Source organism: Acetobacter vaccinii (assembly GCF_008365315.1).
Taxonomy (GTDB): Bacteria; Pseudomonadota; Alphaproteobacteria; order Acetobacterales; family Acetobacteraceae; genus Acetobacter; species Acetobacter vaccinii.
On the sequence record NZ_CP043506.1, the window covers coordinates 625,747 to 647,775 of the forward strand.

Annotated in this window: 19 protein-coding genes; 11 read left to right on the forward strand and 8 right to left on the reverse strand. The window is 58.3% G+C overall.

The annotated features are described in order from the left end of the window. The first annotated feature begins 3 nt into the window (after positions 1 to 3). From FLP30_RS02765 to FLP30_RS02775, 3 genes are read left to right on the forward strand one after another with little or no spacing between them, the layout of a single operon-like run. Positions 4 to 1,023, forward strand: a complete 1,020-nt coding sequence (locus FLP30_RS02765) for a P1 family peptidase (protein ID WP_149278490.1) — start codon at positions 4 to 6, stop codon at positions 1,021 to 1,023. Continuing rightward, complete coding sequence (locus FLP30_RS02770; protein WP_149278491.1) at positions 1,020 to 1,868, forward strand: alpha/beta fold hydrolase; 849 nt, start codon at positions 1,020 to 1,022, stop codon at positions 1,866 to 1,868. Before FLP30_RS02765 ends, FLP30_RS02770 begins: the two co-directional genes overlap by 4 nt. Beyond that, positions 1,865 to 3,235 carry a tetratricopeptide repeat protein gene (locus FLP30_RS02775; RefSeq protein ID WP_210419296.1) on the forward strand — a complete coding sequence of 457 codons (1,371 nt, stop codon included), beginning with the start codon at positions 1,865 to 1,867 and terminating at the stop codon, positions 3,233 to 3,235. The genes FLP30_RS02770 and FLP30_RS02775 overlap by 4 nt, the downstream gene beginning before the upstream one ends. 42 nt (positions 3,236 to 3,277) lie before the next feature. Here the strand turns inward: FLP30_RS02775 and FLP30_RS02780 are convergent, their stop codons facing one another. Beyond that, positions 3,278 to 4,051 (reverse strand): siderophore-interacting protein, encoded by a 774-nt coding sequence (locus FLP30_RS02780; RefSeq protein ID WP_149278492.1) that lies wholly within the window; start codon positions 4,049 to 4,051, stop codon positions 3,278 to 3,280. Between the two features lie 457 nt (positions 4,052 to 4,508). Here FLP30_RS02780 and FLP30_RS02785 point away from each other — a divergent pair, with 457 nt between their 5' ends. Continuing rightward, positions 4,509 to 5,453, forward strand: a complete 945-nt coding sequence (locus FLP30_RS02785) for a DMT family transporter (RefSeq protein ID WP_246856571.1) — start codon at positions 4,509 to 4,511, stop codon at positions 5,451 to 5,453. Positions 5,454 to 5,532: 79 nt separating this feature from the next. Here the strand turns inward: FLP30_RS02785 and FLP30_RS02790 are convergent, their stop codons facing one another. From FLP30_RS02790 to FLP30_RS02820, 7 genes are all read right to left on the reverse strand, one after another. After that, the gene (locus FLP30_RS02790) at positions 5,533 to 7,146 is read right to left on the reverse strand and encodes a TolC family protein (protein WP_149278493.1); all 1,614 of its coding nucleotides are present in this window, start codon (positions 7,144 to 7,146) and stop codon (positions 5,533 to 5,535) included. Continuing rightward, a complete protein-coding gene (locus FLP30_RS02795) occupies positions 7,143 to 8,945 on the reverse strand; it encodes an FUSC family protein (RefSeq protein ID WP_149278494.1) in 1,803 nt (600 codons plus the stop codon). The genes FLP30_RS02790 and FLP30_RS02795 overlap by 4 nt, the downstream gene beginning before the upstream one ends. Continuing rightward, positions 8,926 to 9,960 carry a multidrug transporter subunit MdtN gene (gene mdtN, locus FLP30_RS02800; protein WP_408834552.1) on the reverse strand — a complete coding sequence of 345 codons (1,035 nt, stop codon included), beginning with the start codon at positions 9,958 to 9,960 and terminating at the stop codon, positions 8,926 to 8,928. Before mdtN ends, FLP30_RS02795 begins: the two co-directional genes overlap by 20 nt. Positions 9,961 to 9,978: 18 nt before the next feature. After that, on the reverse strand, positions 9,979 to 10,290 hold the full coding sequence (locus FLP30_RS02805) for a YtcA family lipoprotein (RefSeq protein WP_149278496.1): 312 nt from the start codon (positions 10,288 to 10,290) through the stop codon (positions 9,979 to 9,981). Positions 10,291 to 10,472: 182 nt separating this feature from the next. Further along, a complete protein-coding gene (gene aspT / locus FLP30_RS02810; protein WP_149278497.1) occupies positions 10,473 to 12,161 on the reverse strand; it encodes an aspartate-alanine antiporter in 1,689 nt (562 codons plus the stop codon). 90 nt (positions 12,162 to 12,251) lie between these two features. Further along, positions 12,252 to 14,984 (reverse strand): aminotransferase class I/II-fold pyridoxal phosphate-dependent enzyme, encoded by a 2,733-nt coding sequence (locus tag FLP30_RS02815; protein WP_149278498.1) that lies wholly within the window; start codon positions 14,982 to 14,984, stop codon positions 12,252 to 12,254. A 37-nt stretch (positions 14,985 to 15,021) separates the two neighbouring features. After that, a complete protein-coding gene (locus FLP30_RS02820) occupies positions 15,022 to 16,131 on the reverse strand; it encodes a hypothetical protein (RefSeq protein WP_149278499.1) in 1,110 nt (369 codons plus the stop codon). Positions 16,132 to 16,840: 709 nt separating this feature from the next. On the opposite strand from FLP30_RS02820, the gene FLP30_RS02825 reads away from it, so the two are divergent. The 7 genes from FLP30_RS02825 to FLP30_RS02855 all read left to right on the forward strand — a co-directional run bounded on the left by FLP30_RS02825 (position 16,841) and on the right by FLP30_RS02855 (position 22,027). Next, the gene (locus FLP30_RS02825) at positions 16,841 to 17,731 is read left to right on the forward strand and encodes a LysR family transcriptional regulator (protein WP_149278500.1); all 891 of its coding nucleotides are present in this window, start codon (positions 16,841 to 16,843) and stop codon (positions 17,729 to 17,731) included. 72 nt (positions 17,732 to 17,803) lie between these two features. Further along, on the forward strand, positions 17,804 to 18,331 hold the full coding sequence (locus tag FLP30_RS02830; RefSeq protein ID WP_149278501.1) for a flavin reductase: 528 nt from the start codon (positions 17,804 to 17,806) through the stop codon (positions 18,329 to 18,331). 93 nt (positions 18,332 to 18,424) lie between these two features. Further along, positions 18,425 to 19,033 carry a nitroreductase family protein gene (locus tag FLP30_RS02835; protein WP_149278502.1) on the forward strand — a complete coding sequence of 203 codons (609 nt, stop codon included), beginning with the start codon at positions 18,425 to 18,427 and terminating at the stop codon, positions 19,031 to 19,033. Positions 19,034 to 19,229: 196 nt separating this feature from the next. After that, positions 19,230 to 19,502, forward strand: coding sequence for a hypothetical protein (locus FLP30_RS02840; RefSeq protein ID WP_149278503.1), 273 nt, complete (start codon positions 19,230 to 19,232; stop codon positions 19,500 to 19,502). Positions 19,503 to 19,522: 20 nt separating this feature from the next. Beyond that, complete coding sequence (locus tag FLP30_RS02845) at positions 19,523 to 20,218, forward strand: RBBP9/YdeN family alpha/beta hydrolase (protein WP_168200034.1); 696 nt, start codon at positions 19,523 to 19,525, stop codon at positions 20,216 to 20,218. Next, positions 20,215 to 20,952 carry an energy transducer TonB gene (locus FLP30_RS02850; protein ID WP_149278505.1) on the forward strand — a complete coding sequence of 246 codons (738 nt, stop codon included), beginning with the start codon at positions 20,215 to 20,217 and terminating at the stop codon, positions 20,950 to 20,952. Before FLP30_RS02845 ends, FLP30_RS02850 begins: the two co-directional genes overlap by 4 nt. Positions 20,953 to 21,037: 85 nt before the next feature. Further along, the gene (locus tag FLP30_RS02855) at positions 21,038 to 22,027 is read left to right on the forward strand and encodes a MotA/TolQ/ExbB proton channel family protein (protein ID WP_149278506.1); all 990 of its coding nucleotides are present in this window, start codon (positions 21,038 to 21,040) and stop codon (positions 22,025 to 22,027) included. The last annotated feature ends 2 nt before the right edge of the window (positions 22,028 to 22,029 follow it).

Sequence of the window (22,029 nt, forward strand, 5' to 3'; positions counted from 1 at the left end):
TGGATGGACGGGTACCTCAGCGATATAGACGGCATACAGGTTGGCCATGCGCAGGACATGGCCATACGCAGCGGGGTTAGCGTTATCCGCTTTGCACGCCCTGCCGTGGCCTCCATCAGCATTACCGGTGGCGCGCCTGCCCTGCGGGATACAGCGTTGCTGGAGCCTGAGATGATGGTAGAGCGCATTCACGCTATTGTCCTGTCCGGCGGGTCGGTTTACGGGCTGGATGCAACCTCTGGCGTGCAGTCCGTCCTGCGGGATGAGTTCGCCCGCCTCCCGTCTGTCGAAGGCAAGATCCGGGTTCCTATTGTTGTGCAGGCCAGCCTGTTCGACCTTGCCAACGGCGGCGACAAAGCCTGGACAACATCCCCCTACGCCGCATTGGGCCGCGAGGCCGCACTGGCCGCAAGCACCACCCCTGTCCCGCTTGGTACCGTGGGGGCTGGTACAGGGGCAACCACCTCCACCCTACGGGGTGGCCTGGGCAGTGCCAGCCAGATCACGCCCCAGGGCTACACAGTTTCCGCCCTTATTGCCGTCAACGCCATTGGCAGCGGTACAGTTGGGGATGGCCCCCATTTCTGGAGCGCGCCTTTTGAAAAAGAGGCTGAATTTGGCGGCCTGGGCCTCCCCCAGCCCTGCACGGATGATGACATGCGCCTGCGCATCAAGCCCAACCATGTCACCGGTACGACCATAGGCGTTGTGGCGACCGATGCCACACTCACACCCGCACAAGCCAAACGGTTGGCCATTCTGGGGCAGGATGGCGTGGCCAGGGCGATCCTGCCAGCCCACCTGCCGCAGGATGGTGATACGATTTTTGGTGTTTCAACCGAAAGCAAACCTGCCCCCGATCTGGTTGCCTTCTGCGATATCCTGCAAGCGGCAACCCTTGTTGTGGCCCGCGCCATTGCCCGGGGCATCCATCAGGCCACCCCCATGGGCTGGCAGGGCTGTGTACCAAGCTGGGCAGAACGCTTTGGCCCCACCGCGACCGCAAAAGGACACCGGGCATGACCTCCCAACGACAAGATTATGAACTGGCCACTGCTCCGGGTCGGTCCGTGCATGTCACCACCCGACAGGCCCAGTCAGACACAACGCTTTTCTTTATTCATGGTGGAGGGGGCAACAAGGAGCAATGGCGCGAACAAATCCGCCATTTCAGCAACCAACCCTTCAATAGTGTTGCGTGGGATGCGTTCGGTCATGGTCGCAGCCCGACCTCCCGACGGGAGGAGGACTTTCACGCCAGTGCCTTCATCCATGATCTGGCAACGGTTTTTGCGCGGCACAAGACACAGAAAAACATTGTCATTGCCCATTCCTTCGGCTGCCGCCTGTTTCTGGCATGGCTTTTGCAGGAATGGTCGCGCCACCAGACCCTGCCCGTGGACGGTGCCGTCCTGCTTGGCCCGGCCCCGCATGAAACACGACGCAAAGGGCTTTTTGGCAACTGGATGGACAACCTGCCACTCCCCGCCATGGAACTCCTGCGCCCCATGCTGGGCAAACGCTTTGAAAAACTCGCCTGGCATGAAAGCGCAGACCCGGCTCTGCTACGCCACGAGCGCCTGGCAACCCGCGGGAACAGCCTGTTCATGATGCGGGCCATGCTAGAAAACGCACCGGTTTTTCCAGCTTCCGCCCTGCGCGCCCTGCCGGACTTTCCCCTGGCCCTTCTGGGCGGGCAGCATGACGGGCTTGTGCCTGCCACAACGCTTGAGGCCATACAGGCCGCCAGAGCAGGCTCCACCAGCACAATCCTTGCAGACTGCGCCCACCAGATCATGCTGGAAAAGCCTGAGGACACAAACGCAGCGATTGAGCGCATTATCCAGCAAGCAACGGCCAGAGCATGACAGACACCGCACACAAAGCCCTGCGTGACTGCCTTGGCAACACCACCAGCATCCACACGCCTGAAGCTCTGGCGGGGGTCAATGACTTCATTCTGGGCTTTCTGGGCTACAACAAGCGTATCGTAAAAATTCTTGATACCGCAAAAATCTATTCCGATGGTCTGGTACACATCTACGCCGGTCTGTTGTGGATGCTGTCAGAAACGGGGGACACACCCACTGCTGCCCGCCAGCATGCTCATCAGGCCCGCCTGGCCCCGGCACTGAACGACAGGGAGCGCCTGCTCCTGAGCACGCTGGAATACTGGCTGGAGGACGACATGCCAGCCGTGCTCCAGTGTTTGAAAGATATTTTGCAGCTCTGGCCGCATGATTTCATCGCCCTAAAAATTCATCAGTATGATGACTTTAACAACGGCCGCGCTCTGGACATGCTGCGTGTGACAGAACTGTGCTTGCAGGCAGGAGCGCAAAACGCCCATTTCCATGGCATGCGCGCCTTTGCCTATGAGCAATGCCACCAGCTTGACCACGCTGAACGCGCAGCGCGGCGTGCATTGGCGCTAGACCCGCGTGAAGCCTGGGCACAGCACGCACTGGCCCATGTTATGCTGACACAGGGGCGGATAGAGGAAGGGGCAGCTTTTCTCAACGCGCAGGCACAGGGCTGGGAGGATCTGACATCCTTCCTTTACACCCATCTGTGGTGGCACAAGGCGCTCTTTCATATCAGCCTTGGGCAGGCCGAGACCGCACTGCATATCTACGACCAGCACTGCTGGGCACGGGATCGCACATTTTCGCAGGATCAGGCGGGTGCTGTGTCCCTATTGCTCCGGCTTGAATTCGCCGGGGTGGAGACCGCAGCGCGCTGGCAGGATCTTGGTCCGTATCTTGCCCAGCGGAAACACGATGTTTCACAACCGTTTCTCAGCCTGCACTATCTTTACGGGCTCCTCAGGGCAGGCCGTCCGGAAGGGGAGGAACTCCTCCAGACCATTCGCCAGCTTGCCGCAAACCGCAACGGTGGTTCCACAGCCGCAGCATGGCGGGAGGTGGGGCTAGGACTGGCTGAAGCCCTGGCCGCCCACGCCCAGAACCGCCTGCATGATGTGCTACCACAACTTGACCCCGTACTGGGCAGGATCGAGCAGATCGGCGGTAGCCATGCCCAGCGCGACCTGTTTGAACAACTGGCGCTGGATACTCTACTCCGCACCGGCCAGGACGGTCGTGCCCAGCAGGTGCTGGAAGGCAGGCGGCGCTATACACCTGATGATGTGCCTGCCAACCACACCCTGGCGCAGCTTTACCGCCGCAACGGGTTGGAAGAACTGGCGCAGGAAGCTCAAGCACGCCTGCCATAACGCACGGCTGTGCAGGCCGTAATGGGCCTGCACACCACATGCTCAGGACTGGGGGCCAATATCCTTGACGGAGGCATCCGCCTGCCCTTTCAGCCAGTAGCCTGATGCCTTGAGCCAAGCGACCGGGTGCTGGCGCTGTTCCTGCACCACATGCCTGACAGCCTTGGCAACGCTGGCCTCCGCTCCGACCCAGACAAATGTGCCTTCCGGAATAACAATTTTTTCAAGCGCGGCAAGAAGGCCCTCCGCCTGATCTGCCTGTGCCACCGGCCTATGGACCCAATGCGCGGTATGCTGGGCGGCAGTTGCAAAAACCTGTTCATCCTCCGGCCCCGGCACGGCAACAAGCGTTGTCACCGTGGTGTGGGCGGGCAGTTCTTCCACCCGGCGGCCTATGGCTGGCAGGGCTGTCTCGTCCCCGATCAGCAGCCAGTGGCGGATTTCCCCGCCAATAACCTGCGACCCACGTGGCCCACCAATCTGCAATGTGCCACCCGGCACAACACTGCGTGCCCACGCGGCAGCAGGCCCGCCCTCGTGGTCAACAAAGTCCAGCAGCAGGGTGCCGGTCTCCCGGTCATAATGGCGGGGGGTATAGTCCCGGCGGACAATGGTGCCGTCCTGATCAGGCACCATGATCTTGATGTGGTCATCCGGAGCGGCACTGGCAAAACCTTCCAGTTCCGCCCCCCCCAGTGTGACCCGGATCATATGGGGTGTCAGACGTGTGACGGCCAGCACATCCAGAGTGCGAACAGCAAGCTCGTGCCGGACACGGGTAATAACGGGTGTGGAGGAAGCATGTGAAATTGGCATAATCAATGTCTCCCAGCCAAGGACTACGGGCAGACGGCTGCAAAGACACAGGCGCACAGCCCCGCAGCCATTGATGCTGTCAGGTTCTGTGCGTTGTTTCACGTTAACGCGTACGAACAGCACAACCTATAGGCTGCGCGTGTATGGTGTTGAGCAAAGCGTTTCTATCAGTTTCCTGTCAAGGGTTTTCTAGAGCCGATAAAAACATGCCGCCATGGACTTGCCCTGCCGGGCCGATGTGCTGCATCATACGTGCAAGGCAGGTTATCGCTGCCTCCTGAGCAACTGGCTGCGCCCTGCGCAGCACAGCCCCATCATGGTCAGCCAACGCAGAGCGCAGAAACAGCTTCCTGTTGGCCCATGTTTGAGAGTATGACCCTCTGCCTGTCCTTCCCCCGGCCATGACCGGGAACGACACCGAACCCTACCTTACCACAGCAACACGGCGCGTGCGGCAATGGACCCAAGAACCCTTATCTCCGGCATGGCGCTGGCGTTGGGAGCTTACGCTTCCTTTTCGATCAGCGATGCTTTTTCCAAACTTCTTGCCGGGCAGCTTGACCCTTTTGAAGTTGCATTTTCAGGTGGCGTTTTCGGGTTTCTGATCCTGCCGTTCATCTGCAAACCGCATGAATCCTACCTCGACATCGTGCGTCCACAGCAGAAAGCCATGTGGTTCCTGCGGGCAGCCTGTGTGTTTGTGGCCACAGCTGCCAGTGTGGAAGCCTTCATGCTACTACCCATGCCAGAAGCATTGTCGCTGATGTTTCTGATGCCGCTGTTTGTCACCATTCTTTCTGTCGTGCTACTTAAAGAGAAAGTGACAGCCTGGGCATGGCTGGCTGTTGTTCTTGGTTTTGTCGGGGTTCTCATTGTCCTGCGCCCTGGGGTGCGACCGCTCAACCTTGGGCATTTATGCGCTCTGCTTGCCGCTGTCGCCAACGCAGGCAGTGTTATTGCCTACCGGCTTGCCAGCACCGAGGGCGTTCGGCTGTCGCTCTTTGGCTCCAGCCTGATCGGCCCTCTGGTCGGCAATGGTGTGCTTATGGGCCTGCACGCAAGATGGCCTGCCAGTGTGGAAGCATGGGTCTATCTGTTTGGCTATGGTTTTCTGGCCGCATTGGGCCAGTTGCTGATGATGCTGGCCACTGCCCGCGCCCCGGCAAACCGGGTAGCCTTGCCTCAATACACCCAGATGATCTGGGGCGTGGTGCTGAGTTACCTTGTGTTCAAACAGCCTTTGGATAGCTGGACATTCGTTGGTATTTTCGTGCTGACCATTTCGGGCATGCTCAACTGGATCAGACAACGCATCCGCTACGAGCGCATGGCCATGAAGGAACGCATGGAACGCAAAAAAGCGCGCAAGGCTGGTGCCGTCGCGGCCAGCACAGGCTCCTGAGCGCCTGCCTTATGGGCCCTGCTTCCAAGGCGGTAGCCGCTGCGCTACCGCCTTTTTTGTAAGGGCGGCGCCTTATCCCTCAGACCGGCGGGGTCAGCGCAGGGGCATGGCTGGCATTGCCCTGATCGATCGCACCCGTTGCAAACGCAAGACTGGCTGCCGCTATCAGGCTGGCATAATAGGCATCAGCCTGATTGATCTGGGCATCCAGCAGGCCGTTGCAGGCAATTTCCGTCTGCGTCACCGACCCCACACCGCTACGGTAAGATGTTAATGCAGCATCAAAACTGGTCTGGGCGGCTGTGTGCAGGGTCTGGGCCGCACTATAGGCGCTCAGGCTTGTGTGCAGGGCACTCTGCGCCGTGACAATCTGCTGGATGGAGTCATTTACAGCCTGCCGCAATGTTGCATCCGCACTGTCTGACTGGTCCTGCGCCCGTTTGAGAAGGGCCGCACGCAAACCACCATCAAAAATCGGTACCGTAATGCCACCCAGGATAAGGGTGCTGAAACGGTTGCCCGACATATTGAGCGTGCTTGTGGAATCATTGCCAGCCCCTGGCACGGATGTCAGGTTGAGGCCGCCACTCATGTAAGACACGTTCCCGGTCATGAAGATACTGGGCCGGAACGCATCCCGCGCCGCCGTAATCCGGTTGCGGGCAGAGCGGGCCGCAGCATAGGCGGCCAGCACATCCGGCCGCCGGGCGACTGCGCTCTTGATCATATCATCGCTCAGGGTTGCATCCGCCGGGGTCAGGCTGCGGCCCGATACATCCGCCAGAGCAATATGGGCGTTGGCGGAAACACCTGCGGCAGTCAGCAGCGCCAGATAGGTGTCTTCATCATCCCCTTCCGCCTTGACCTGCCGCAAAGTGACCTGGGCAGTCAGCTGGCGGGCCTGGGTAACATCCACAATAGTGCCCTGCCCCTGCTGCAACCGGGCCTCGGCAGCGGCCTGAACCCGGCGGGCATTCCGCACGGCTTCCTGCAACAGGTGGGACCGGGCTGTGGCGGCGGCATGCGTATAGAACGCAATGCTGACACCATAAATGATTTTCTGGTGGGCCCCTGTAAACAGCACATTGGTGGCAAGCTGGGCCTCCTTGGCGCTTCTGACCAAGGCTTCACGACGGCCAAAATCAAAGAGCAGCCACTTCAGGCTCAGTGTTTCCACACTGCCACTGCCACCACCCCGACGCTGGGGCAGACCATCGGCCGAGATCGACCCATAATTACCAGCATCCAGCGTGACGTCGGATGTCTGACTGCTGCTATGAGACCACCCACCAACAACAGTCGCACTCAGATACGGTAGATAGGTAGACTTGATAATCCCCACAGCAAGAGCCGCATCCCGCGCGGTATTCCAGGCCCGTCGGGTTTGCGGGTTGGAGGACTGGGCAACATCGATCAGTTCCGCCAGCGTATAGGCGTGGCCATTCTGCTCCGGCAATGTGGGCGATGCTGCCTGCGCCACCACACTGGGGTCGGACGGCAGGGTAAAGCCCGACGGCAGCACAAGACCATGCCGCCCCGCACCCCCACGGGACAGGGACAGCCCTCCGTCTGTTGTGACCTCCGGCGCCCAGGGCTGGCTGGGGCTGCTGGGGGCTGTTGACAGTTCCGACGTGGCGCAGCCTGCCAAGACAAGCACCCCGGCAAAGACAGGAAAAAACCGATAGGATGTCATGATGCCAAGGCCTCCAGAGTAGCAATCCGCTTTACCAACGCAGGCTGTGTGCCATCGAGAATTTCTGTCCCCAGGCGTCCGGCATCCACAAAAGCCCCTTCAAAAAGCTCCAGCTGCGCCATACGATCGCGCATGTTCTGAGATTCCGCCTTGGCATATTCCACCTGCTGCTCCCCCTTGGAAACAGCCTCCTGCAAGGACGCCATGCAGGCCACCTGCTCCTGCGGTGTGGTAGCGGCCCGCAACCGGCCCAGGCTTTCCAGCACTGTTTTCAGCCGTGTTGCCACAGCGCCATACGCGCTGGAGGGCCAGAAACTGCTGAAAATACCATAGGTAATAAAAATACCGACCAGAATGCCCACAACACGGTCGCGCGCTGTCGCCATGTCGCTTGTCGGGCCGTAGCCTTTCAGGTCGCTCAGATAAAAGGCCAGCCCGATCTGGAAGCCGGCATAGGCAATTCTTTCATCCGCAACCCGGATCCAGGCAGCAAACAGCGACACCACAAACACAAAACCCAGAAAGCCGGTAATCCCCTCCAGATGCGGCAGAAGGAAAATAATCGACAAAATACCAATGCTGCCGCCAATCAGCGCGCCCACAATACGCAGCCGCAGCTTGGCGATCATTTCGCCCATGGTCGGCAGGGCTATGATAAAGCAGGTGATGACACAGGTATGGATGCCGGGCCAGTTGATGAACAGGAAGAAAACATAACTGACCATAACCGCCGCCGTGCCCTTTAGGGCAAAGCGCACATGCTCCGGGTTAGTAAAGGCATCGGCAGCAAAAAAGCCGTCTTTCTTTTTGGGTTTGGCAGGCTGCTCCGCTGTAGGTTCCCCAAGCTGGGTGAAATTGACAAGCACGCGGGCAATGGCCTGAAAAGCCGGTTGGTCTGGCGGTGTTGCTGGCTGGTCAACATGCTTGGGGTAAGCCCCTGTGGCAAAAACATTCGCCATGCTTTCCAGAGCGTCAATCAACTCTATCGGACACGGGGCGGGTGGACCTGCCCGCGTAATTTCAGCTTCAGCCAAGGCCAGAACAGCCACCGCAGAATTGGCGGCCTGTTTCAGACAGGCCAGATCATGCGGGTCCCATATTTTTTCCATACCCGCCAGACGCACAAGCTTGCCTGCATCTGACAGACCTTCCCGCAGCATGAAGGTGGCATGGGCATGGTCACGCGCACTGGGGCCACGCAACAGCACGGCACTGACACGCAGGCAGGCTGCAATATCATCCGTCAGCACCCGTTTGGGAGAGGGGCAGATCAGCAGCCCCAGAACAATCATAACCGCGCCGGGCACCGACACGAACAGGTCCGTGTACAGCAACGCTCTGGTTATAAGTTCACCAATAGGTACCTGCTCGACCACAACCAGGCCGAACACCACAATAAGCCCCAGCATATAAGCCACAGGCTTGAGCTTGCTGGCAGACGAGAGGAAAAAAAAACCCATCGACAGCAGGGCAATCAGCGACACAAACGCAACAGGCGTCTCCAATGTCAGGCAGATGCCGCCAAAAATCATAGCCAACAGAGGCAGGACAAGGATGTTGACCGCAACGGCCACCAGCACGTTGCTCATCCTGTCTTTCTGCCACAGCGCCATAGTCACCAGCGCGGGCACGGCCAGGTCAGGAATTTGCCAGATCTCGCCCACCAGCACGGTTACTGTACAGCCAGCCGCCATACGCATGGCATAGGCCAGCCGACCCGGTGCCGGGTCACACACCAACTGCCATAATTTGGCGGCTGTCAGTGCCGGGGGGTTAAGGTCAGTGACAGGCTGCGCCATGCCGGATCTCAACCGTTGCTGTGGCCCCCATACGCATGAGCTGCTGGGGCGGGGCATCAAGATGGACCCGTACGGGAAAGCGCTGTGCCACATGCACCCAGTCCATTTCCCGGGGGACGAAGGGCAATGTGCGGGCAATGCCTGCGGAATCACCCGACATGACACCCCAGCCTATGCTGGCCACATGCCCCTTGATGGGAACATCGCGCTCGATCATGGAATAAACAGTCGCGCAGTCGCCCTTATGGACCACGGACAGATTGATTTCGCGCAGGTTTGCAATGGCGTACCATGCGTCATCCAAAATCAGGGTAAACAGCACCTGGGAGGGCGCCAGCACTTCCCCCCGCTGCACGCGCAGACTGGTTACAAAACCATCCGCCGGTGCAACAACAACAGTCTGCTCGCGCTGATAGCGGGCCAGAGCCAGTGCTGCCTGACTTGCGGCAAGGGCGGCCTTGGGGCCATCCAGATCACCAACGGCCAATTCTGCCGCCGTGGACTGCTGTTGCGCCTGCGACAGGGAAATCCCGGCATCATTCTGGGCAACCCGCGCCTGATCATACTGCTGCCACGGGATATAGGACTGCCCGGCCAGTGGGCTAAGGCGCTTGACCGTGCGGTTGGTCAGGTCCCGGTTGCTTTGCGCCCGTGTCACCTGATCCCGCGCGATAGCAGCCTGGGCCTCCCGCGCGGCAAGCAGGCGGCGTTGGGTATCAAGCTGTGCGGCCAGCATGGCCTCGTTCGCTTCCGCCTGACGGACAGCCAGATCGTAAGGTTCGGGGTCCAGACGGTACAGGATCTCACCCTTATGCACATGCTGGTTTTCCTGCACACGCAGGTCAACAATACGGCCGCCGACAACAGCCGCCACATGCACCAGCTCCGCATCGAGCGAGGCGCTGTCGCTTGTGGGATAGGCGTTGTCCCGATGCATGACATAGAGAACGGTCACTGTCGCCAGGCCGATACACAGGACAGCAATCAGAACACCAAGACGCTTATTGACGGTCATACGCGCGCGATCCATTTCTCAAGGCCCAAAAACCAGCAACCACAGGACAAGACCGGCGATAAGCCCCAAAGCCACATAGGTAAACAGCCGGAAGCTGAGAATGGCGTCCAGACCGATGTAAAGGAAAAGCGCGCGCAGGCCCAAGGCAACACCGATGCCAAAGAGTGAGCAAAACATCCAGGCCGGGAAATACGCCCCACAGAGCGGAAAGCTGGGTGCCTCGCGCGAGACGCACCCGCCAAGCAGCAAAAAGGCAGGCAATATGGCACAACGCCCGCCTGCCCCAATAACCGTTTTGCCAGCAAAATTCTGAAAACCGCGCACAAGCATGAGATCTCAAACCACCTTAGGACAAGTCGTTCTGGCAGGAACACTCTGTTATGCAAAAATTTTCAGAACACTTTCTACCCTCATTTCTGACGGAAAAGGGTCTTACTGTCCATACTCTTCCCACCTGCATACGGCCCATGCCGGGCAGAATACCGGGCATGGGCACACATGCGACTGAGCCTTCAGGACAGTAGCAGAACAATCACAAGGCCCCACATTGTCAGCAGCGTATTGCTGACCGCGTAAGGCACCGTATAGCCCAGCATGGGCACATTGCTTTTGGCCACATCTGCCACCATGGCCACCGATGCCGTGCTGGTACGCGCCCCACCACAGCACCCCAGGTTAAGAGCCGGGTCAAAACGGAAAATATATTTCCCGATCAGGGGGGCCAGAATCATGGGCACGGCACTGGCAAAAATACCCCAGAAAAACACGCCAACCCCGGCTTCCTTCAGCCCTTTGATAAAGGTCGGACCGGCCGCAATGCCAACAACGGCAATAAAGATATTCAGGCCAACCGAGTTCATGAACCAGACCGACGCAGCAGGCACGTTGCCCAGCTTGGGGGTCACACTGCGCAACCAGCCAAAGATCAGCCCTGCGATCAGCGCCCCGCCAGAGGTGGACAGCGTAATGGGCACCCCCCCAACCGGAATGATAATGGCACCCAGCAGACCACCGAGGAAAATACCCGCGCCAACCAGCACCATGCTGGTCACGTTGGTCGGGCGGTCAGCGTAACCAACCTCCTTGATAACGGCTTCCACCCGCTGCTTGCTACCCGTGATGTTAACAATGTCACCACGGTTCAGCGCTGTCTGCGAAAACACCGGGATATCAACATTCATCGACCCACGATGGATGGCGTTGATAAAAATCCCGCGTGCATAGCTGGCCTGGGACAGGTCAATCAGCTTGCGCCCATCCAGCGCCTTGTTGGTCACAACGACATCAACGGTTTCAATCGAGATTTCCAGCAGTTCCCGGTCCGCCACTTCTTCGGCGTGGTTGGACCAGTAAACCAGCGCGTCATGCGGGCCGGAGACGGCAACAACATCCCCAACCTGCAACACCGTGCTGTCATCAAAGCTGATGATCTGACCATCACGGCGCAGCTTTTCCAGAAAAATTCTGGAATGCGTGGTTTTTTCGGCTTCAATAACCGTTTTCCCCGCAATCAGACCGGGCGTGACAATCTTGTACGCCCGCATGATATAGTCGTGCCAGGCAATCTCGGCATCTTCATTCACGGGTTTGATGTTCATCTCGCGCTCGTAGCGCTGACATTCATCCGCCAGATTGACCCCAAGCAGCTTTGGCCCAAGAAACGCCAGAATCCACCCGGTACCCACCGTGCCGAACAGATACGTCACAGCATAAGCAACCGGGATGGCGTTCAACTCGGACTGTATTTTCTCCGGGGCCAGACCACTGCGGTTAAGGGCATCCGTCGCCAGACCAATGGAGGCCGAAATGGTTTGTGACCCCGCCAGCAGCCCCTCCGCCATGCCGGGACCATACCCCGACACTGCCGCAGCAATATAAACACACAACAGGCAGAGCGATGAGACCACAACGGCAAAAATAGCCTGTGGAAAACCATCATTTGCCAAGCCGCGCACAAATTGCGGCCCGACACCAAAGCCCACAGCAAACAAAAACATGATGAAGAAGACGGATTTAACATGCGGCGAGATAGTAATATCAAGCTGGCCAATAATAACACCAGCCAGCAACGTACCTGTCACCGCGCCAAGGCTGAAGCTGCCAAAGCGGAGCGACCCAACCCAAAAACCAACAGCCAGGGCGAGAAAGATCGCCAGTTCAGCATTGGTCCGCAGCGTCTCCGCAACCCAATGTAGTATCATGTGTACATTCCTTGATCCCGGACAACACCGCTAAAACAAATACACCCCTCCTGAAGAATGATCAGGAGGGGTGCCTTGTGACAGCGTTTGTTAGGCGCCGCCACCCTGCCCCGTGCGCTTGAGAAGCTTGAAGCCAGCTTCCCTGTTAAAGCCGTGAATTTCCTTCACATCCAGCTTGCGCATGAAATCAACAATGGACTGGGTTATCACCTGCCCTGGCACCAGAATGGGGAAACCCGGCGGGTAGGGAATAACAAAGTTGGCGGACACCAGGACCGGGCCATCTTTCAGGCGTTTGTCGATGTCCGGGCTGTCCAGCAGAATATATTCACACTCTGCCTCATTATACGCATCGTAGAACGCGCGCCGGATGTCACCATGCAGGGCGTCCGTGGTTGCGTCATCGCGGTAACGGTCGTCAAAGCGGCTGAAGTTGGGCAGGTCCGGCAGGTCATCAACCAGAGACGTGATACGGCTCTGGAATTTCCGGCAGTAACCGTCCTCATCATGCTGGAGCTTCTTTTCAATATCCTGCGAAATATCCAGCAGCACACGGATCAGCAGAGCAATGTCACTGCGTGTATTGTTGATGTTGGATTGCAGCAGAACACTGTTTCTGGATGTCTTGTTCAACTGGATGTTGAATTTGTCAGCCAGAATGTTCTTGAAAGTTGTCCCGTCAAACCCGGCAGCACCGCAGAACAGGGTCATCCGGGTGGGGTCCAGCAGGAACTCGTCACTCCTGATCGACTGGACAGCCTTGCCCCAGCTGATATCGGCGTCGTTATAGTCTGTCAGGCCGGAAGCCCGGTAAGCATCGGGGATCATTTCCGCGCTGTTCAGCACCTTGAAATACTTGGAAATGATCGGGTGGCTGTTGATGTGCTTGCGAATTTCCAGCGAAATCTGCAAGGCATTGGCAACCAGCCCATAGCCTTCAAGCTCCATCTGGCGGCGTGCCACATCCAACGATGCAATGATCTGCAGATTGGGGCTGGTGGACGCATGAGTAAACACAGCTTCATGGAACTGGGATTCAACATGCGCGAAGTCCACGTCCCGCACCAGGACAATGGAGCCCTGCCGCAGAGCCGACATGGACTTGTGGACCGAGTTTGTCTGGTAAACACGCAGTTTGACCGCGCGCGGGTCGGGCACCAGCCGTGTATCCAGCAGTTGCTCATCTGTCGGGTTGTCACCCAGCAGTTTCTGCTGCTCTTCCCAAGCCTGAAGGGCTTCGGGCTGCTTCAGCGCGTCTTCAATAATCGCAGCGGCCCCAAGGCCCGTGCGCTGGCGCAGCAGAGGCGACCAATGGGCAAAGCCGAACCAGGCCTCATCCCACAGGAAGACAAGGTCTGGCTTGATGGCCAGACATTCTTCCATAAACCGGCGCGTATCGTACACATGGCCGTCAAACGTGCAGTTTGTCAGATCAACCATTTTGACGCGGTGCAGTTCACCCAGCTTTTTGAGCGTCAGCAGTGCGGTTTTGATGGTCCGTATGGAAACACCACCATACATGGAATATTCCACAAGCGGGAATGCCTCCACATAATATGGCTGCGCCCCTGCCAGCACGCACCCGTAATGGTGTGACTTGTGGCAGTTACGGTCCAGAATAACGATATCACCCGGTGCAAGCAGAGCCTGCAGGACCATCTTATTGCTGGTGGACGTGCCGTTGGTGACAAAAAACGCGTGGTCGGCCCCAAATGCGGCGGCGGCCTTGTCCTGCGCTTCCTTGATGTTGCCGGTCGGCTCCAGCAGGCTGTCCAGCCCACCTGTTGTGGCCGAGCTTTCCGCCAGGAACAGGTTGGGACCATAGAACTCGCCCATATCGCTAATCCAGTTCGACGTGAACACGGATTTACCACGAGCAATCGGCAAGGCATGGAAAGTGGCAATCGGGCGCTGGGCATAGCGCTTGAGGTTGTCAAAGAACGGCGTTCTGTAACGCTTGCGAATACCCTCAAGAATGGACAGGTGCAGTTCCAGCGGCTCTTCCACCTGATAGAAGATGCGGTTGATAAAGCGCACCTCCGGCTTGCCTGCCAGACTTTCGATGTTTCTGTCGCTCAGCAGATAGATGTCCAGCTCTGGGCGGATTTTGCGGATAGCCTGCGCCACCTGCAGCACCAGAATTTCATCATCCTTGGACGAGGCTTCAAAATCGATAATGCTGTTGAAAACCTCAAGCAGCGGGTTTTTGTCCCCCCCCTGCGAGGCAAAGCCCTCGGACAGGACAACCGCACCGATATCGGGGTTGAGGAGAATACCCGTCAGCGCATCCTGCGCGTTACCGACAACAACGGTCTGGTAAACAAAATCATCTTCCGCACGGCGGACACCGCGCACTTCTTCCTGGATCAGGCGCCAGCGTGAGGGCGCATGCGGCACAACGCTCAGCACCTCAAAGTAGGGTGTGTTCTTCTGGTGCGTGATGGCCTGCGGCAGGCGATTGAACGTGTCATCCTCCTGGTCATCAAGGTTCCAGGCCGTGACATCGCGATGGTATTTCTTGGACACAATAGTGCCAGAAATCCGCTGAGACAGACGCAAAAAGTTTTTTGCATCGTTTTCAGTCAGCCAATGCTTGAGGTTTTCCAGCAGAGCCTGCCCAGGATAGGCAAAAAAACGCTCAATTTCTTCCAAGTCCTGCAAGGCCTTTGTCAGGCTTTCCCGAACCGAAGGGCTATCCTGCTCTGCCCATTTCCGCGCCACGGACAATACCGAGACCCAGCGATCAGCCCGCAGGGCCGGTGTTGCCAGGGATGTGCTGATAAGAGAATGAAAAGGCTGATCAGAAGTCGGAGTGGTAACCATCGTGCATGCTCCTTGTCGGATACAAAGCTATTTGCGATCAGTTGACTGGTATTGTCACAATAGCGCTGGGATTTTTAGTGGTTCTGGAAAGTTCGAAAAGCATCTGGGTAATCGTAAAAGACACTTTACTTGGAAAATCCCCTTTTGCGATCCAGTAATAATAATTGTCATAAAAAACAGAGACGAAGCAGTCATCAGGCTTCTGCTGCCCCACATAAACTTTCATGAGATTATTGTCATCTTCATGACCCGGCGGGCCGGCATATCGTATGGTACTACCTGACGCCACTTCCTTATTGGGCACATGGATCTGATACGCGAACTGCCCAAACACACTCAGCATGCTCCGGGTCAGCAGCCTGATTTCCCCCGGACGGGGCTTGCCCACGCCATACACCACTTCCATCGTCTTATCGGTTTTGGTGAAGTTGAGCGCACGTCTGGTCTTCGCCACGACATCAGCCAGCCTGGGGTCGGAGGTAGACAGAATACTCAGGAAAACACGGTGGACTGCGGGGCTTTTACCTGAAACCTCAGGCACCTGCTGCAACTGGATCCCCAGCAGGCCCGCCGCCTGCAGCAGGCGCAGATTATGGACTACCTCAAAAAAATCCTCGCTATGGATATCAACATTATCATCAATATCACCGGCATTTTTTGAAAATGACCGGTTATTGCTCATCATGTTGATAGACTGCACAGAAATCTGCATCAGCACGTCAATCGGCAGCCCACCCATGGCCAGAGGCAACAGGTTGGCTGGTGACAGAGGATGCAGGAAACTCTGCGCGTATGAATCCCCGCTGATAGGCTGGAATGTAAATGTCGGACTTTCCTGCAACTGCGCCGCGATCCCTCCGTTAGGCCGTATGGGGAATGTATCGGACGCAACGCCCAGGAAGGCGCTCCGTTGCAACTGGTAGCCTGATATTAATTGCGTGGTATCCAGAAAGCCCAGAGTGTCGGCATAACGGAGCCGGACAATATTTAAGAGCGTTTGCCTCTTATTTGTATCCATGAGGGTTTTTGAATACTCATCCTGGTCTTTCCCAAGTTTATAATTTCCTATACTATAGCAACCACTCAATGACACCAAAAGAGAACAGAGACATATATTTTTCAATATGTTTTTCAATATGTTTTTCATACTTCATCTCATACAGTTTAGTGTCGGAAATATTTTTAAATATTACTTGGAGACACAGAAAATCACTTCACTTTTGTAAGGACAATCCACAATTTGGCACCAATCACAATTTAGTGACTACCCTTAATATTTTGTTTTTTCGCGCTGATTCATTATGCAATAATGACACAATACCCATTCTATTATTTGCATAGTCCTCTTCCGCCGCCACGTCATGCCTTTATGGCTATACTACTTACCCGGCGCAGGGAGCCTATTTATAGCCATCCGCTCGTCCTTCTGGCCGCATTATGGAAATGCGCCACAGGTAGATTGATACAGCGGCAAGAATGATATTGCCCTGAAATTAAAAGTTTCTTTAACCCCGATCATGCCCCCAGCACAAAGTGCAGGCGCATGTCTAACACTGCCCCGTACCTGACCTGACTACCCCATTAATCAGGTAGCCAAAGCCCCGCCCTCACCCACCGACATACCCCGCAGCCGCGCTGTCTCAATCGCCTACAGTATACAGGCACAGCCAGAATAGCGGCTTCCCGAAAGGTGATTGACAAATCACCTCAATTCCACGGAAATATGCGTTGATAGTTTGTTTTCAAACTTTTAATTTGTTGAAAACGACTATATGCAATTGATTAATTACGTATTTTTCGTGATAAATAAAAATTACTCTTTTTTGTGGTTGTTATGAATCGGAAACGCCCTCGCCATGCCTCCCCCCGCCTTGCACCTTCCACAAAAAATCACCCGTAACGTTCCTACCGAACTGCTACGGTCATTTGTTGCCATTGTAGAAGCTGGCTCCATGGCACAGGCGACAGAAGTCATTTTTCTGACCCAGTCTGCCCTGAGCCTGCAAATGAAACGCCTTGAGGACGTACTGCAGCAAAAACTGTTCCGCCGGACAGGCCGCAGGCTGACCCTGACCCCCGCCGGGGAGGAACTGGTATTTTATGCCCGCCAGTTGCTGGAACTCAACGACCGTATCATGCACACGCTGGGCTTTCCCCAGGACCCGGACCCCATCTGCATTGGGCTGGTGCAGGACTTTGCCGATACCATCCTGCCCGAAGTACTCGCCCGTTTCCGGGCCGAACACCCGCGAGCACGGCTGACAGTACGCGTCGGCGGGTCCACCGAACTGCTGGAACAGTTTGACAGCGCCAAACTCGACCTTGTGCTGTGCCTTGGCCAACACGGGGACAGACCGGGTGCACACTGGAAGGTCATCGCTCAGGACAGAATGGTATGGCTGGGTGATTCCGCCGCTACGGAACTGGAGGAGTTGCCTCTGGTCCTCCTCGATGCCCCCTGCCGCTTCCGCGATGCAACCTTGCGCACGCTTGGTCAGGCACAGCGTAACCACCGCATTGTGCTGGAAACCCACAACCTGCCCGCCCTGCGGGCCGGTATCCGGGGTGGTTTGGGCATTAGCTGCCGCACCCGCCACTTTGCCATGGCGGAAGGCCTGCCCACCATACCGGCAGACAACCTGCCCGCCCTGCCGGAAATCGAGACCATTCTCCTCCAGCGCAACGACCTGCCCGACGCCGCACAAGACCTGGCGACCCTGCTCAGCCAGGCCACCAATACGCAATAACGTCCATAGGTCATGCCCGCCCGACCCTGCACAGATCACATGTTTTCCAGACCACAAGGACCAACCACCACCATGTCGCACCCTGCCGCCGCCCCTTCCACCCAGGCTCTTGACCCCGACCTGTTCCGCGAGGCCATGAGCCGCCTCAGCGCCCCAGTCGTGCTGGTCACGACGGATGGAGAGGCCGGGCGCCATGGGCTGACCGTATCTGCCATCTGCAGTGTCAGTACTGAACCCCCAACCGTTCTGGTCTGCCTCAACCGCTCCAGCCGTGCCCATGCCGCCCTTGTCACTAATGGAGTGCTGGGTATCAGCATTCTTCAGACCGGGCATGAGGATATTGCCGGGCGCTTTGCCCGCAGCAGCCTCAGTCAGGATGAAAAATTTGCAGGGGTGGACTGGCACACCAGCGCCCTTGGCGTGCCGGTGCTCGACAACGCTGTAGCAACCCTCAGCGGCCCTATTGCCAGTATTCACAGCAGTGGCTCGCATGACATTGTTCTCTGCCAGGTCACCGACATTACCCTGCGCGACGGATCACCCTACGCACTGGCGTGGTTTGGCCGCACGTTCCATAGTCTCAGTGTTGAACCTGCATAATCATGCCACCCACGCACCAGCCCGTGCGTTCACTCTCTCCCAGCACAACCTGGCACAGGGCCATAACGCCCAAAGCCTGAAGGACATCTGAGCATGACCAACAGTACCAACCGCAACCCCACCTACCCTGTCGCCCCTTTTATTCTGGAGCGCTGGTCCCCCCGCGCTTTTACCCCTGCCCCGCTGGGCAAGGCTGACCTGCTGCGCCTGCTGGAAGCAGGACGCTGGGCACCGTCCGCCTATAACGCCCAGCCATGGCGCTTTCTCTACGCCCTGCGCGGCACACCGGAATGGGATCGCCACCTGTCCTGGCTGATCCCGTTCAATCAGTCCTGGGCGCAGAATGCCTCTGCCATTATTTACGTTGCCTCCCGCACGGTCAGCATTTCCAGCAAAACGGGCGAGCCCATTCCGTCTCCCACGCATGCTTTTGATGCTGGCGCAGCCTCGGTGCTGATCCAGTTGCAAGCTAACCAGCAGGGCTTGGCGGCACACCCTATCTCTGGCTTTGACAAGGCACTGGCCCACGCTGGCCTCGACCTGCCCGAAGACCATGAACTGCACGCTGCCATCATCATCGGCCAGCAAGGTGAGGCCAGCCTGCTGCCAGAAGGCCTGCGTGAGCGGGAAGTCCCCTCCGACCGTGTCGCCCTGGACGACATTGCTTTTGAAGGCCGTGTTGTAGCCAAACCCGGCGCCTGATTGCCAAAAAAGGCCAGACCTTTAGACGACAGAAGGTCTGGCCCATGGCAGAGGTGCTGCACCATGCCATAAATACACTATTTTATTTTGCATATTAAATTGCAGCAAATTCACACATTTAATTTCGTCTATTGCCACCCATTTTAACGGGTGTATTATGTGCTTTGTAAAAACCACTTACAAAATGCATTTCAGCATGGAGAAACAGGATATGACCACCCAGATCGAACCAGACTTCGGGCAGGAGGATGTTACAAGCTCCCGCCCCTTGCTGGATCGACCTGTGGCCCCATGGAAAGGTCATTCCACCTCCACGTCGCGGCCAATCTACGCCAGCAAGGCTGGCTTTGGCACACACGCAAGCCGATGTCTGCCATCCGCCACCGCCATGCCCCACCGCTTTGACAGCACGATGCGCCATGCATCAGCGCCGTCCAGCAGTGCAATTTTATCAGCCATAGCGCCGTAACAGCACGGAAAATGCCCGTCATGACCCCTTCTGCTGGCCAGAGCCAAGGTGTGCCGCCATTGCTGCCCGGCACGCCGCCCTCCTTTGTCCTGCCCTCAACACGGCCAGAGGGCACAGCCGTGCCCAAGGCGCTGGCCCCTTACCATGTGCTGACCGTGCCGGGCCTCTATGGCTCCGATGACACGCACTGGCAAACCTGCTGGCAAAACCTGCTGCCCAGGCAAGGGGTTTCCTGCAGCCGTGTCGAGCAGGACAACTGGGATGAGCCAGACTATGCCCGCTGGGCAACCAGGCTGGAGCAAAGCCTGCGTGACATCCACCAGCCAGTGCTCCTTGCCGGGCACAGCCTTGGGGCCATACTCAGCGCACGCTGGGCAGGGCAGAACCCGCAGGCTGCCAGTAAAATTGCCGGGGCCCTGCTTGTCGCCCCTGCCGATACGGAAGAACACAACGGAGCCGATCGCCAGCGTGTTGCTGACTTCCGCCCCCTGCCTACCCGCCGCCTGCCTTTTCCCTCCATTCTTGTCACCAGTGCAAATGACCCGTGGATCACACCCACACGTGCGCGCTATCTGGCCTTGCAATGGGGTTCCACATTCGTGCCGATGGGGGCCTATGGCCACATGGGTAACAGCGCAAGACTGCATGACTGGGCCACAGGCCTGTCGCTGCTCGGGCATCTGGCACGTTCCAGAACAGAAGACGCCAGACTATGACAACCAATTCGACAGACCCGGTACCGCCTGAAAAAACCCCCGTGCCTGCTATAGCGCCTGACGCAGCGGGCTGGCAGGGCCGTGCCCTGCGGCTTGGCAGTGGCCTAGGCATTGCCATTCTTGTTTTTGTACTGCTGACCCACGTTTTTGGCGTGCTTGGCCTGATGTATGGCATGGGCAGCGGTGAGGCCCCGCCTGTGCACAAGCCGCCGTTGCAGACGCGCATTCTGCCACCGCCGCCCCCACCTCCGCCGCCGCCTCCACCACCGCCCCCGCCGCCGGTTATGGCCGTGCCGCCCCCGCCCTACATCCCGCCGCCCAAGATCGTGGTGCCGCCGCCGCCCAAGCCGCCCATCCGCCACGTCACGCGCACACCGCCCAAGGCACCCCCGGCACCCCAGCGCCAGACCGCCGAGGCCCCGCCCGCACCCGTGCCCGCACCCAACGTGCCGGACACCGCCGCAGGCTCGGTCCCGCTCAACAACGTGCAGCCCGTCTATCCGCCAGAAATGGAGGAAGAAAACATCGAAGGCCGGGTCACCCTGGTCTGCGACGTGGAAACAACCGGCATGACCAGCAACTGCACCGTGCGTTCGGTCAGCGGGGGACAGGCCTTTGCGGCTTCAGCCCTCGACTACGTCCGCCGAGCCCGTTACCGCCCGGCCCTGCGTAACGGTGCCCCGGTCAAGGAACTGCACAAGGTCTATGTCATCCGCTTCCGGCTGGATAACTGACCACCCCATGCCCCCCACACCAACCCTTCCCCCGCACGCGCCATTGCCCGCCGGGCGGGTCTCCAGGACGAGGATTTCGCATACGATGACCAGACTGTCCCGCTCTTCGCTTTCCGCCCTGGCCCTCGCGGCGCTGCTGGGCGCAGGCCTGCCCGCCGCCGCCATGGCGCAGGACGCGGCCAGCCCGGCCCAGGGCACGGAACAGACAGCCCCGGCCCAGCCGCAGGCCGCCACCCCGCAGGCCGCCGCCCCGCAGGTTGAAGCCCCGCAGGTTGAAGCCCCGGCAGCCCCCGTGGCCAACCCGACCGAACAGGCCCCAGCCCCCGCCGCGGCCCCGCAGGCCGAGGCCAACCCCTACGGGCTGGGAGCACTGTGGAGCAATGGTGATGTCATCGCCCGTGGCGTGCTGCTGATCATGCTGCTGATGTCGCTGGGCACCTGGTATATCATGATCACCAAGTTCATCGAGCAGGCCCGCCTGTTTGCCGCTGGCAAGGACGCGGTGCGCAGCTTCTGGACCAAGCAGAGCATTCAGGAAGGGGCCGCCGCCCTGTCCAGCACCTCGCCCTTCCGCTACATCGCCGACACCGGCATTGCGGCCGCCGAGCACCATGAAGGCACGATGCAGGAAAGCATCGACCTGCATAGCTGGACGGGCATGTCCATCCAGCGCGCGGTCAACAACATCCAGAACAGCCTGCAGAAGGGCCTGGCCTTTCTGGGCACCGTGGGTTCCACCTCTCCCTTCATCGGGCTGTTCGGCACGGTCTGGGGGATCTACCACGCGCTGACTGCCATCGGCATTGCCGGTCAGGCCTCCATCGACAAGGTGGCCGGGCCTGTGGGTGAATCGCTGATCATGACCGCCATCGGCCTTGCCACGGCTGTGCCCGCGGTGCTGGGCTACAACCTGCTGGTGCGCCGCAACAAGGGCGCCATGGACCAGGTGCGTGACTTTGCGGACGACCTGCAGTCCATTCTGATCGGTGGCGTGCGCCATGGTGCGGTGGAGCATATTCAGGTCCGTCCTGACAGCTCCCCCACGACGGCGACCGCCTCCAACCGGGTGGGCTGACG

Excerpts from the sequence above, each read along its gene's own strand:
- FLP30_RS02765 (WP_149278490.1), top strand. The coding sequence starts at position 4 with ATGGACGGGTACCTCAGCGATATAGACGGCATACAGGTTGGCCATGCG.
- FLP30_RS02770 (WP_149278491.1), top strand. The coding sequence starts at position 1,020 with ATGACCTCCCAACGACAAGATTATGAACTGGCCACTGCTCCGGGTCGG.
- FLP30_RS02775 (WP_210419296.1), top strand. The coding sequence starts at position 1,865 with ATGACAGACACCGCACACAAAGCCCTGCGTGACTGCCTTGGCAACACC.
- FLP30_RS02780 (WP_149278492.1), bottom strand. The coding sequence starts at position 4,051 with ATGCCAATTTCACATGCTTCCTCCACACCCGTTATTACCCGTGTCCGG.
- FLP30_RS02785 (WP_246856571.1), top strand. The coding sequence starts at position 4,509 with ATGGACCCAAGAACCCTTATCTCCGGCATGGCGCTGGCGTTGGGAGCT.
- FLP30_RS02790 (WP_149278493.1), bottom strand. The coding sequence starts at position 7,146 with ATGACATCCTATCGGTTTTTTCCTGTCTTTGCCGGGGTGCTTGTCTTG.
- FLP30_RS02795 (WP_149278494.1), bottom strand. The coding sequence starts at position 8,945 with ATGGCGCAGCCTGTCACTGACCTTAACCCCCCGGCACTGACAGCCGCC.
- mdtN (WP_408834552.1), bottom strand. The coding sequence starts at position 9,960 with ATGACCGTCAATAAGCGTCTTGGTGTTCTGATTGCTGTCCTGTGTATC.
- FLP30_RS02805 (WP_149278496.1), bottom strand. The coding sequence starts at position 10,290 with ATGCTTGTGCGCGGTTTTCAGAATTTTGCTGGCAAAACGGTTATTGGG.
- aspT (WP_149278497.1), bottom strand. The coding sequence starts at position 12,161 with ATGATACTACATTGGGTTGCGGAGACGCTGCGGACCAATGCTGAACTG.
- FLP30_RS02815 (WP_149278498.1), bottom strand. The coding sequence starts at position 14,984 with ATGGTTACCACTCCGACTTCTGATCAGCCTTTTCATTCTCTTATCAGC.
- FLP30_RS02820 (WP_149278499.1), bottom strand. The coding sequence starts at position 16,131 with ATGAAAAACATATTGAAAAACATATTGAAAAATATATGTCTCTGTTCT.
- FLP30_RS02825 (WP_149278500.1), top strand. The coding sequence starts at position 16,841 with ATGCCTCCCCCCGCCTTGCACCTTCCACAAAAAATCACCCGTAACGTT.
- FLP30_RS02830 (WP_149278501.1), top strand. The coding sequence starts at position 17,804 with ATGTCGCACCCTGCCGCCGCCCCTTCCACCCAGGCTCTTGACCCCGAC.
- FLP30_RS02835 (WP_149278502.1), top strand. The coding sequence starts at position 18,425 with ATGACCAACAGTACCAACCGCAACCCCACCTACCCTGTCGCCCCTTTT.
- FLP30_RS02840 (WP_149278503.1), top strand. The coding sequence starts at position 19,230 with ATGGAGAAACAGGATATGACCACCCAGATCGAACCAGACTTCGGGCAG.
- FLP30_RS02845 (WP_168200034.1), top strand. The coding sequence starts at position 19,523 with ATGACCCCTTCTGCTGGCCAGAGCCAAGGTGTGCCGCCATTGCTGCCC.
- FLP30_RS02850 (WP_149278505.1), top strand. The coding sequence starts at position 20,215 with ATGACAACCAATTCGACAGACCCGGTACCGCCTGAAAAAACCCCCGTG.
- FLP30_RS02855 (WP_149278506.1), top strand. The coding sequence starts at position 21,038 with ATGACCAGACTGTCCCGCTCTTCGCTTTCCGCCCTGGCCCTCGCGGCG.